Source organism: Halorubrum alkaliphilum (assembly GCF_017873815.1).
Lineage (GTDB): Archaea > Halobacteriota > Halobacteria > Halobacteriales > Haloferacaceae > Halorubrum > Halorubrum alkaliphilum.
The window spans coordinates 1-11,658 of record NZ_JAGGKQ010000001.1 but is presented as its reverse complement, the minus strand read 5'-3'; the positions used below and the strand labels follow the sequence as shown (position 1 = coordinate 11,658).

The 11,658-nt window shown below is 64.3% G+C and carries 9 protein-coding genes, 1 tRNA gene and 2 pseudogenes; 9 read left to right on the top strand and 3 right to left on the bottom strand.

Going from position 1 to position 11,658, the window contains the following annotated elements; genetic code table 11:
• Nucleotides 1-17 precede the first annotated feature (17 nt).
• Entirely contained in the window at nucleotides 18-797 is a 780-nt protein-coding gene (locus J2751_RS00060; RefSeq protein WP_209482425.1) for an HAD-IIA family hydrolase, read from the bottom strand.
• Nucleotides 798-1,730: 933 nt separating this feature from the next.
• Between J2751_RS00060 and J2751_RS00055 the strand changes: the two genes are divergently transcribed.
• The 5 genes from J2751_RS00055 (at nucleotide 1,731) to pyrF (ending at nucleotide 9,351) form a co-directional block, all read left to right on the top strand.
• On the top strand, nucleotides 1,731-3,953 hold the full coding sequence (locus J2751_RS00055; RefSeq protein ID WP_209482424.1) for a CDC48 family AAA ATPase: 2,223 nt from the start codon (nucleotides 1,731-1,733) through the stop codon (nucleotides 3,951-3,953).
• A gap of 61 nt (nucleotides 3,954-4,014) precedes the next feature.
• The gene (locus tag J2751_RS00050; RefSeq protein WP_209482423.1) at nucleotides 4,015-4,548 is read left to right on the top strand and encodes a DUF5815 family protein; all 534 of its coding nucleotides are present in this window, start codon (nucleotides 4,015-4,017) and stop codon (nucleotides 4,546-4,548) included.
• A 114-nt stretch (nucleotides 4,549-4,662) separates the two neighbouring features.
• Nucleotides 4,663-4,869: a hypothetical protein gene (locus tag J2751_RS00045; protein WP_209482422.1), complete on the top strand. Its 207-nt coding sequence runs from the start codon at nucleotides 4,663-4,665 to the stop codon at nucleotides 4,867-4,869.
• A 204-nt stretch (nucleotides 4,870-5,073) separates the two neighbouring features.
• Entirely contained in the window at nucleotides 5,074-8,298 is a 3,225-nt protein-coding gene (gene carB, locus J2751_RS00040; protein ID WP_209482421.1) for a carbamoyl-phosphate synthase large subunit, read from the top strand.
• Nucleotides 8,299-8,514: 216 nt separating this feature from the next.
• A complete protein-coding gene (gene pyrF, locus J2751_RS00035; RefSeq protein WP_209482420.1) occupies nucleotides 8,515-9,351 on the top strand; it encodes an orotidine-5'-phosphate decarboxylase in 837 nt (278 codons plus the stop codon).
• On the opposite strand, the gene J2751_RS00030 is transcribed toward pyrF, so the two are convergent.
• Nucleotides 9,342-9,572, bottom strand: coding sequence for a hypothetical protein (locus J2751_RS00030; RefSeq protein ID WP_209482652.1), 231 nt, complete (start codon nucleotides 9,570-9,572; stop codon nucleotides 9,342-9,344). The two genes, pyrF and J2751_RS00030, sit on opposite strands and share 10 nt — an antisense overlap.
• 50 nt (nucleotides 9,573-9,622) lie before the next feature.
• Here J2751_RS00030 and trmY point away from each other — a divergent pair, with 50 nt between their 5' ends.
• The 3 genes from trmY to J2751_RS00015 all read left to right on the top strand — a co-directional run bounded on the left by trmY (nucleotide 9,623) and on the right by J2751_RS00015 (nucleotide 10,749).
• Entirely contained in the window at nucleotides 9,623-10,219 is a 597-nt protein-coding gene (gene trmY, locus J2751_RS00025) for a tRNA (pseudouridine(54)-N(1))-methyltransferase TrmY (protein WP_209482419.1), read from the top strand.
• Between the two features lie 19 nt (nucleotides 10,220-10,238).
• Nucleotides 10,239-10,616 (top strand): CHY zinc finger protein, encoded by a 378-nt coding sequence (locus tag J2751_RS00020; RefSeq protein WP_209482418.1) that lies wholly within the window; start codon nucleotides 10,239-10,241, stop codon nucleotides 10,614-10,616.
• 60 nt (nucleotides 10,617-10,676) lie between these two features.
• Nucleotides 10,677-10,749, top strand: a tRNA-Pro gene (locus J2751_RS00015).
• Here the strand turns inward: J2751_RS00015 and cas5 are convergent.
• Nucleotides 10,731-10,832: pseudogene (gene cas5, locus J2751_RS15845) on the bottom strand (CRISPR-associated protein Cas5); the annotation flags it as partial. The gene J2751_RS00015 and the pseudogene cas5 overlap by 19 nt on opposite strands.
• Nucleotides 10,833-11,128: 296 nt before the next feature.
• Between cas5 and J2751_RS00005 the strand changes: the two are divergent.
• Nucleotides 11,129-11,658 (top strand): annotated as a pseudogene (locus tag J2751_RS00005) (IS66 family transposase); the annotation flags it as partial.

Genomic DNA, 11,658 nt, shown 5'->3' with positions numbered 1-11,658 from the left:
TTTCGAAGAAGCCGGGTTCAGCCGATCACGCGACCGATCTCGCCGAGATGGTCGAGGACGTAATCGGGGTCGAGATGGCTCTCGGCAAGCGTCGCCTCGTCGGTGACGCCCGAGCGCACGAGTACGGTCGTCATGCCGGCGCGTGCGCCGAGTTCGATGTCGGTGTCGAGGCGGTCCCCGACCACGAGACACTCCTCGGGCGGGGAGGGGAGTCGCTCGCGGACCATCTCGATCGCGGGCTCCGAGGGTTTTCCGAGGACGACATCGGGGTCGCGCTCCGCGACCCCGGCGATCGATCGGATCACCGCACCGGATCCGGGTACGTCGCGTTCGGGCGCGGGAATGACGACGTCGGGATCCGTTCCGATGAAGGGGATCCCACGATCGAGCGCCCACAGGGCGGTACACAGGTCGTCGTAGTCGAACTCGCGGTCGATGGACGCGACCAGCGCGTCCGCCGCGTCCACGTCCTCGGTCGTCGAGAGTCCGGCGTCGACGAACTGGTCGAACAGCCCGGGCGCGCCGATACAGAGCAGTTCGTCGTCGGGGTGGTGTCGCCGGAGATACTCCGTCGTCACCGTGCCGGCCGTGATGACGCGGTCCGTGTCCACGTCGTACCCCGCAGATCCGAGCCGGTCGACGTACGCCGGCGGTGCTTTCGTCGGGTTGTTCGAGACGAACAGCGGATCGATCCCGGCCTCACGGATCCGGCGGTACCCCTCTGGTGCGCCGGGGATCGGGTCGTTACCGCGAACGACCGTCCCGTCGACGTCGATGACCGCTCCGGAGAACTCCATGTGACGACCACGTCCGCGAGCGTCGTAGTGGTTGCGCTCGGATCGGTCGACTACGTCGCGATCCTCCGGCGGTGATACGTATCGACCGCGATCAGGTCGATACTGATACGCCTGTGAGTGATTCCGGGAGTGGGTCTCGCAAATCGGCAGCGACGTGATCGTATTTAAACGGACTGTGAGCGACAGCAACGATCGCTTATAAACAAACCGTGCGGTGGCGCGCCCCGGTTCGCGCCCTTTTGAGGGCGCGAACCGACGGCGCGAGGGAGTCGGTCGGCCGAAGCGAAGCGGAGGCCGGCCGACGAGGCTGGGGAGGCGTGAGGTGCGGGTGCTGTGCGGGGCGGGACTCAAAGGGGCAGTCTGCTCCGGGAAGATGGGCGTTCACGAGAGCGGCGCTCTCGTGAGCCGATCAGAACGCGGAGCGTTCTGATGACGACGCAAGCACTCAAAAAGGGCGAGCGCAGCGAGCCGTGTGAGCGCGCAGCGAGCCCCTCGACCGGAGCAGACTGGGGCTTTGGAGGTGTCCACCACTGATTCGTTGCCAACCGTTTATAAACGAACAGCTAGAGATGTGGAACTGTTCACCACAGCACCATCTATTTATAAACAGCCGCCAACAATACCACTACCCCACTTATAAACACTCACTCCAACGTATTGCGAGACCCACTCCCGACATCGCTCACACGAACGTCCACACTGACCGCAGGAGAGACGAACACGTCGGTCTCCGATTCGACCGTCGACGACGGTGAAAACCCACGCATACGACGGGGTTTTATTTACGGAAGCCGTACCACGCTATATGATGACATGGTCCTCTACGATCGACGGTCGATCGGAGAGAGCTGACCGATCGGGAACCGTGACGCCGGCGGGCAACAGGCTTATTCCCGAACCGGGAGGAGTTACGGGCAACCCCCGCGAGGAATCATGAACGAAGTCCAACTCGAAGTGGCGAAGGCGTACCCGAACGACTCGGGTCGCGGTATCGCTCGACTCGACCCCGACACGCTGTTGCATCTCAAGCTCTCGCCCGGCGACATCATCGAGATCGAGGGCGCGGAGACGACTGCCGCGAAGGTCTGGCGAGCGGATCGTCAGGACTGGAACACCGACACGGTCCGCATCGACGGGTTCACCCGTCAGAATGCGGACGTGGGGATCGGCGAACGCGTTACCATCCGGAAAGCCGAGGCGGAGAAGGCCGACAAGCTCGTCTTGGCCCCGCCCGAGGAGGCGTCCGTCCAGTTCGGCTCCGACGCCGCCGGGATGGTGAAACGACAGATCCTCAAGCGCCCGGTCGTCGAGCGCGACATCGTCCCCGTAATGAGTTCGACGAACCATCCGTTCATGCGCTCGCCCGGTCAGGCGATCCCCCTGATCGCGGTGGAGACCGAGCCCGAGGGCGTCTGTCTCGTCACCGAGGACACCGAGGTCGAACTGCGTGAGGAGCCGATCTCCGGCTTCGAGAAGACCGGCGGCGGAATCACGTACGAGGACATCGGCGGCCTCCAAAACGAGATCCAACGGGTTCGGGAGATGGTCGAACTCCCGATGAAGCACCCGCAGATCTTCTCGAAGCTCGGGATCGAGCCGCCACAGGGGGTCCTGTTACACGGCCCGCCGGGCACCGGGAAGACGCTGCTCGCGAAGGCGGTGGCCAACGAGACGAGCGCCTCGTTCTTCTCGATCGCCGGCCCCGAGATTATCTCGAAGTACTACGGGGAGTCCGAACAGCAGCTCCGGGAGATCTTCGAGGACGCGAAAGAGGAGAGCCCGAGCATCATCTTCATCGACGAGCTCGACTCGATCGCGCCGAAACGCGAGGACGTCACCGGCGAGGTCGAGCGCCGCGTCGTCGCGCAGCTACTGACGATGATGGACGGTCTCGAAACGCGCGGGCAGGTGGTCGTCATCGGCGCGACCAACCGCGTGGACAGCGTCGACCCGGCGCTCCGCCGCCCCGGCCGGTTCGACCGCGAGATAGAGATCGGCGTGCCCGACGAGGTCGGTCGCAAGGAGATACTCCAGATCCACACGCGCGGCATGCCGCTTTCGGACGACGTGAGCCTGGACCACCTCGCGGACGAGACCCACGGGTTCGTCGGCGCCGACATCGAGAGCCTCACCAAGGAGGCGGCGATGAAGGCGCTCCGCCGGTACCTCCCCGAGATCGACCTCGATGAGGAGGAGGTCCCGCCGAGCCTGATCGACAGGATGATCGTCAAACGGGACGACTTCGGTGGCGCGTTGAACGAGGTCGAGCCCTCGGCGATGCGAGAGGTGCTCGTCGAGCTTCCGAAGATGTCGTGGGACGATGTCGGCGGGCTGGAGGACGCGAAACAGCAGGTTCAGGAATCCGTCGAGTGGCCCCTCACGTCCCCCGAGAAGTTCGAACGAATGGGCGTGGAAGCGCCCAAGGGCGTGTTGCTGTACGGTCCGCCCGGAACCGGGAAGACGCTGATGGCGAAAGCGGTCGCCAACGAGACGAACGCCAACTTCATTTCGGTTCGGGGCCCGCAGCTGCTCTCGAAGTGGGTCGGTGAGTCCGAAAAAGCGATCCGACAGACGTTCCGGAAGGCTCGACAGGTGAGCCCAACGATCATCTTCTTCGACGAACTCGACAGTCTCGCGCCCGCACGCGGCCAAGAGATGGGGAACAACGTCTCCGAACGCGTCGTCAACCAGCTGCTCACCGAGCTCGACGGGTTAGAGGAGATGGGCGACGTGATGGTGATCGGTGCGACCAACCGGCCGGACATGATCGATCCCGCACTGATCCGTTCGGGTCGGTTCGACCGGCTCGTGATGATCGGCCAGCCCGATCAGGAGGGGCGGGAACGGATCCTCGAGATCCACACGCAGGACACGCCGCTCGCGCCCGACGTCAGCCTCCGTGAGGTCGCGGACATCACCGACGGCTACGTCGGATCCGATCTCGAAGGAATCGCTCGCGAGGCGGCCATCGAGGCGCTTCGTGACGACGACGACGCCGAGGACGTGGAAATGAAACACTTTCGTCGAGCGATGGAGTCGGTTCGGCCGACGATCACCGAGGACCTCATGTCCTACTACGAGGACGTGGAACAGGAGTTCAAGGGCGGTGGCCGCGACACGGTCCGGGACACCAGTGGCCGGGTCGGGTTCCAGTAGTACGACCGGACGTTTCGGTACCTTCCGCGCCTTTTAACCGACACACCGGCCAAGACGTGATATGACTGGGCCACGCGTCCCCGGTGGCGACGACCACTCCTTGGAGCTCGCATGCGGGGAGACCGTCGGGATCGGCGAGTTGGACCTCGGGATGCGGGAGTTCGACTGCGACTGCGGCGAGACGCACGCGGTCGTGATGGACGTCCATCCCCCGGAGCGGTTCCTCCCGGAGTTCCTCGTCGACGTGCTCCGTGAGGCCATCGAGACGACGAGCGAGGAGATGCCGGAGTTCGACACGCCACACCTGCTCGGAGTAGTGTTGGAGGAGTTTCCCGAGGCCGTCGTCACACACGACGCGAGCGGCGACGGCGACGTGGGATTCGCGATGGTGTGGGTGGCCGACTTCGACTCTCGCCGGCTCCACGAAACCATCGTCGAACTCGTCGTCGAACTGATGGAACACGCCGTGAGCCACGCCGAGGACAACGATGCCCTCTCGCAGTTCGAACGCGAGATGATGGAGTTCGATGTCGCGGAGTTCGTCGATCAGTATCGCGCCGAACGCGACCTCGAAGCCGAGGACCCGTACGCCTGACGCACGGGAGTGTCCGGAACGGTCGATAACGCGGGCCTCAGCCGCCTCCGTCCGACATATGTCGGACTCCTGTCTCACTGAATCATATACGTGTAGAACGCGTGTGTAAGACACATGCACACCCACGAGTACGAGCGTATCCGCGGTGTGCTCGCGGAGGCCGACGAGCCGCTGACGGCGCGAGAGATACTTGCTTTGCTGGAGGACACCGAGGATCTCGACAGTCCACACCGTGTCGCGACCGTGCTTGGGCGGTGGGCCGAGCGTGACGAGGTGGAAGTGATAGCAAAGCGACCGTATCGCTATCGACTCAACACGTAATAGCCGAACGTACTAGTCGGTAGATCCGCTCTCGTCGGCCGAGCGGCCTCGTTCGTCCCGGGACAGAGAGAGCGGCGGCTACGAGTACGTAAGCAACGCGAGCCAAATGGTATGAGACGCCATACCTTGCGAAAATCGCAAAAGTACTGCGAGATTCGTACTCTATCGCCGACCTTATTACGATGAGCGTACTCCGTCGCGATAATGACCGAGGACCGGACCATACTGCTCATCGGTAGCGGACCGATCCAGATCGGACAGGCGGCGGAGTTCGACTACTCCGGCGCGCAAGCGTGTCGCGCCCTCCAAGAAGAGGGTGCCCGCGTCGTTCTGGTGAACTCGAACCCGGCGACGATCATGACCGATCCGGATACGGCGGATCGGGTGTACATCGAGCCGATCACGACCGAGGCGATCGCGGAGGTGATCCGGATCGAGGAGCCCGACGGCGTTATCGCCGGACTCGGCGGTCAGACCGGACTCAACGTCACGGCCGAGCTCGCCGAAGAGGGGATCCTGGAGGAGTACGACGTGGAGGTGATGGGGACGCCGCTCGACACGATCTACGCGACCGAGGACCGGGACCTGTTCCGCCAGCGCATGGAGGCCATCGGCCAGCCCGTTCCGAAGTCGACGACGATCGCTCTCGACGAGGGTGAGTCCGTCACCGATTTCGACGAGAGCGCACTCCGCGATCGGGTCCAGAACGCCGTCGACCACGTCGGAGGGCTCCCCGTCATCGCCCGGACGACGTACACGCTCGGCGGCTCGGGGTCCGGCGTCGTCGACGAGTTCGAGGAGCTCGTCGAGCGCGTTCGCAAGGGACTCCGACTGTCCCGGAACAGCGAGGTGTTGATCACCGAATCCATCGCCGGCTGGGTCGAACTCGAGTACGAGGTGATGCGGGACGCCGACGACTCCTGTATCATCATCTGTAACATGGAGAACATCGACCCGATGGGGATCCACACCGGCGAGTCGACGGTCGTCACTCCCTCACAGGTCATCCCCGACGACGGCCACCAAGAAATGCGCGACGCCGCGCTCGGCGTGATCCGTGAGCTCGGCATTCAAGGCGGCTGTAACATCCAGTTTGCGTGGCGTGATGACGGCACACCCGGCGGCGAGTACCGCGTGGTAGAGGTGAACCCTCGCGTCTCTCGCTCCTCCGCGCTCGCCTCGAAAGCGACCGGGTACCCGATCGCCCGCGTCACCGCGAAGGTGGCCCTCGGCAAGCGGCTTCACGAGATCGACAACGAAATTACCGGCGAGACGACCGCCGCGTTCGAACCCGCAATCGACTACGTGGTGACGAAAGTCCCGCGGTGGCCTATCGACAAGTTCGACGATGTCGACTTCGAACTCGGCACGGCGATGAAGTCGACGGGAGAAGCGATGTCGATCGGTCGGACGTTCGAAGAGAGCCTCACGAAGGCGCTGCGGTCCTCAGAGTACGACCCCGCCGTGGACTTCGGGGCGGTCGACGACGAGGAGCTGGAAGGCGAGTACCTCGTCCGGCCGAGCCCGGACCGCCCGTACGCGATGTTCGAGGCGTTCGATCGCGGCTACTCCGTCGACGAAGTGATCGACCTCACCGACATCCACCGCTGGTACGTCGAACGCTTCGCAAACGTCGCGGAGGCAACCGCTGCCGCCGCCGAGGGCGATTTCACTCCGGCGGCGTCCGTCGGTCGGACGAACGCGGAGATCGCCGCCGTCGCCGGTGCCGGCGGCGTGGACGCCAGCGTCGGAGACGTCGAGACCGCGGTTCCCGATCGGACGTTCAAGCAGGTCGACACCTGTGCCGGGGAGTTCGAGGCGTCGACGCCGTACTACTACTCCGCGCGGCTTCCGGAGTTCCTGGCGGGATCGGACACAGCAGGTGCCTCGAACGAGGTTCGCGTCGACCCCGACGTCGAGAGCGTCGTTGTCGTTGGCGGAGGACCGATCCGGATCGGGCAGGGCGTCGAGTTCGATTACTGTGCGGTCCACGCGGTCCGCGCGCTCCGTGAACTCGGCATCGACGCACACGTCGTTAACAACAATCCGGAGACGGTTTCGACCGACTACGACACCTCCGACGGGCTCTTCTTCGAGCCGATCTCGGCCGAAGAGATCGCGGACGTGATCGAGACGACCGGCGCGGACGGAGTGATGGTACAGTTCGGCGGCCAGACGTCTGTCAACGTTGGCGAGCCGCTGGAGGAAGAGATACAACGGCGCGGCCTCGACTGCGAGATACTGGGCACGAGCGTCGGTGCGATGGATCTAGCCGAGGACCGCGACCGGTTCAACGTCCTGATGGACGAGATCGGCGTCGCCCAGCCCGACGGTGGCACCGCGACGAGCCGGGAGGAGGCGCTCGACATGGCCCACCGGATCGGCTATCCGGTCCTCGTCCGTCCCTCGTACGTGCTCGGCGGACGCGCGATGCGGGTCGTCGAGGACGACGAGGAGCTGGAGCGGTACATCGAAGAGGCGGTTCGGGTTGCTCCCGACAAGCCGATCCTCGTCGACCAGTTCCTCTCGGACGCAGTCGAACTCGACGTCGACGCGGTTGCTGACGGCGACGATGTCCTGATTGGCGGCGTGATGGAACACGTCGAGAGTGCTGGCGTCCACTCCGGCGACTCGGCGTGTATGATCCCGCCGCGCTCGCTTGACGAGACGACGCTCGCCCGAGTGCGGGAGGTCACGGAGGACATTGCCCGCGCGCTGGACACCGTCGGTCTGTTGAACGTTCAACTCGCCGTGACCGGCGTCCACGACCCTGAGGCAGACCCACAGGTGTACGTGCTGGAGGCGAACCCCCGGTCCTCGCGGACGGTTCCGTTCGTCTCGAAGGCGACGGGCGTCCCTATCGCGAAACTCGCCGCGAAGGTGATGACCGATGATATCTCGCTTGCCGACCTCGACGTCGACGAACAGATCCCCGAACACCGTAGCGTCAAGGAGGTCGTGCTCCCGTTCGACAGGCTGCCGGGCTCGGACCCGCGGCTCGGCCCTGAGATGAAGTCGACAGGCGAGGTGATGGGGACGGCTCGCTCGTTCGGAAAAGCGTACGACAAGGCGCAGGACTCCACCGGAAAGCCAATTCCGGAATCGGGCACCGCGGTGGTCGATCTCTCCGCCGGGGAGTTCCCCGACCCCGGCACCGAGGCGGGCGAAGCGCTCGTCGACGGATACGCGGAGCACTTCGAGTTGTCGACGGCGACGGACCTGATCGAGGCGACGAAACGGGGCGAGATCGACCTGATCGTCTCCCGCCAGCGCGACCTGCTCGAGGTGGCCGTCGAGGAGGAGATCACCTACTTCTCGACGCATCCCAGCGCGAAGGCGGCGCTCGAAGCGATCGGCCACGCGGGCGACGACATCGACGTCATGGCGGTCTCGGACCGGCCGAAGCGCGTCGCCGACTGGGGACGGTAGCGATACCGATCGGGACGCTGGAAGTCGTGGGTGGCGAACAGGCGACACACGCGTTTTCATCGTCCCCACGACGGCGTGCCGCACACCGGTCTCGGTTCGCCGTGGGACGGTGTTCAGGTCACGCGGGACGTGGTCTCGGTATCAGATATAAGCTGTCCGGCCCACGGCCCGACCGGGAACACAACGTTTAGCGTGGCGTCTGACACACACTCGTGTATGCGATTCTTCGAGCGGCTTGCGGACCGAATCGAGCGGACGGACAGCGTCGTCTCCGTCGGTCTCGATCCGGATCCGGACCGGATCCCGGAGTTCCTCGCGGATGCCGATCTCCCGCGGTGGGCGTTCAACAGACGGATCATCGATGCGACGCACGAACACGCGGCCTGTTATAAACCGAACGCGGCCTTCTACGAGGACGCCGACGGCTGGCGTGCCCTGCGTGAAACGGTGGCGTACGCGGCCGGGAAGGACGTACCCGTCCTGTTAGACGCCAAACGCGCCGACATTGGGAATACAACTCGGCAGTACGCCGAGGTCCTCGACTGGGTCGATGCCATTACCGTGAACCCGTATATGGGTCGTGACTCGCTTCAGCCGTTCCTTGACCGAGAGGGAAAGGGCGTGTTCGTGCTCTGTCGCACCTCGAACCCGGGCGGGAGCGACCTCCAAGACCTCGAACTCGATTCGGGGGAGCCACTGTATCAGCGCGTCGCGGCGCTGGCTGATGTCTGGAACGCCGACGGCGACGTGGGGCTCGTCGTCGGTGCGACGACAACCGAGGAGCTCGCGACGGTCCGTGAACTCGTCCCGGAGATTCCGTTCCTCGTGCCCGGCGTCGGTGCGCAGGGCGGTGACGCCGAGGCAGCAGTCGAACACGGCCTTGCGGCGTATCCGCACTCCGACGCCGATGTGTCTGTTGGCCTCGTCAACTCCTCTCGGGGGATCATCTTCGCCGGCGAGGAGTCGTCGCGCCCGGACGACGAGGCGACCTACTTCGGTGCCGCCGGCGACGCGGCCAAACGGCTGAAAAAACGGCTGAATCGTCACCGGTAGCCGTCTCCGGGATTGGAGTCCCCGCGTCCCGGATCGGGGCCCTCGCCTCCGGAAGCGGGCCCCTCGCCTCCGGGATCGTCCGCGTCGACGCCGCGGGCACACGCCGAGCACGCCCGGACCGTATCGCTCCAGTGGTCATCACACACCTGCCGGCCGCAGGTCCGGCAGGCGTGTTCGGCTTGGGCGTTTTCACACACCTGACAGAGACCGGCTACGCTCATGGCCGTCCTCCGGTCGGGCGCATTATAAGCGTCGGGGCGAAGGGATCGCTATGCGCCAGTTCGTCGTCGTCGGCCACGACGTCCCGACCGATCCGGACGCCGTCTCGCTATCGGACCTTCCCGGTGCGGGGCGACTCGACCTCCTCTGTCGGTGTGTCGCAACCGGCGTGTTCCTCTCACACGGAATCCGTGAGGACACACGCGTCCACCTCGTCTATGCCGACGAGTTCACCGTCACCTTCGACGCGGCCAGCCTCCGGCACCTTCACCCGGACGAGCGCAACGTCGCTGCGCGAATTCGCGACGCGCTCGACGCTCGCGAGGACGCCATCGGACACATGCCTGCCGACGTCTCGCCGGGCGTCGAACTCCGGCGGATGGGGCTGTCCGCGACGCTGGACCGGCTGGCCGAGGCGGGAACACTTGTCCACCTCCACGAGGACGGCGACCCCCTCGTCGACGCCGAACCCCCGAGCGATCCCGTGTTCGTCCTCTCGGATCACAACGATTTCACCGACGCGGAGTCATCGCTCCTCGCCGACGCGGCCGACCGGCGAGTCCGCGTCGGCCCGAAGCGCGTACACGCCGACCACACTGTCTCCGTCGTCCACAACTGGCTCGACACGGACGGGTACGCCTCGTACTGACCCGTCGTGGTGATCCGACATGAGTGACGCTGACGACGACCGACACACGAGTCGTGTGCCAGCTCTTGACGAGCGGTTCACGGTTCCGCTTCGGGGAGTCGATGTCGACGCCGAAACGCGATGCACTCACTGGGACTCGCCCGTGGACGTGATCGCCCTGCGCTTCGGCTGCTGTGAGACGTACTACCCGTGTGCGTCGTGTCACGACGAGGCGACCGACCACGAGGCTGAGCCGTGGCCTCGCGCCCGGTTCGACGAGGCGGCGGTCCTGTGTGGCGTCTGTCGCGAGCGACTGACGGCCAAGGAGTATCTCACGAGCGACGACGCCTGTCCATCCTGTGGAGCCGGATTCAATCCCGGCTGTCGGGACCACCACGACGCGTACTTCGAGCAGTGATCGCCGGGGCGTCCCGACTTTCGGAAGGATTAAAAGAACGAGCGGCCTTCTTTCAGATGCGGGCCGGTGGGGTAGCTTGGTATCCTTCGGCCTTCGGGTGGCCGTAACCACGATTCAAATTCGTGCCGGCCCACTTTCTGCCCGCACTTCACAACGACGAGCAGTAGCGAGGAGTCCGAGCATCGTGCTCGGGGGCGGTTCGTCGGCTGTGAGACGTGTTAACTAAATAGTATGCGGACAACGCGGCCCGCAACCGAGACACTCCCTCCCTCTTGTTCAATTTCCTCAGTGGTTGCTCCGGTCTCAAAGAATAACTCCACCATTTCTTCCACATCTACCGCTTCCTCAGACGGTACGTGTTTAGCCCGAACTGATTTCGCTGCTATCTCATAGAAGGCGCACAACTTAGCCTGTATGAACTGGCAGCAGAGGTTCGTGATGATTCTCAGGGATGGGCTCCGTCGTGGAGCCCATCCCGTTACCTCTGCTGTCTGTACTGGAAGGTGGGATCTGTGAACGGAGATGATCTCACCAAAGAGGAGTTGCTCTCCCGGTTTTTACAACTTGAACAACGAGTCGAAGAGCTTGAACAAGACAACGCACAGCTCCGAGAGAAGTTACAAGAGAAAGACGAGCGGATCGAAGAACTCGAAACACGTCTTCGCAAATACGAGAATCCGCACACTCCACCCAGCAGGCGACGGTCGGGGACCGATGGGTCCCCGACCTCGCAAGATGACGAAGACGACGATGTCCGAACTGACGGTGGCACTCCCGGTCGGAAGGATGGTCACGATCCGGAGTGGCGTTCTACGGCCGATCCTGACGAAGAAATCGAAGTCACCTGTGACTGTTGTCCTGAGTGTGGCGACCGCTTCGACGAGTCGGTGGGCGTCAGCCCCCGACTCGTCGAGGAGATCCCTGATCCCCAACCCCCAGAAATCACCCGGTACAACCGCCACTACTACCAGTGCGATTCCTGTGGAACAGAGACAGTTGCGGCTCACCCCGACTGCCCCGATGAGGGGCAGTTCGGGGTGAA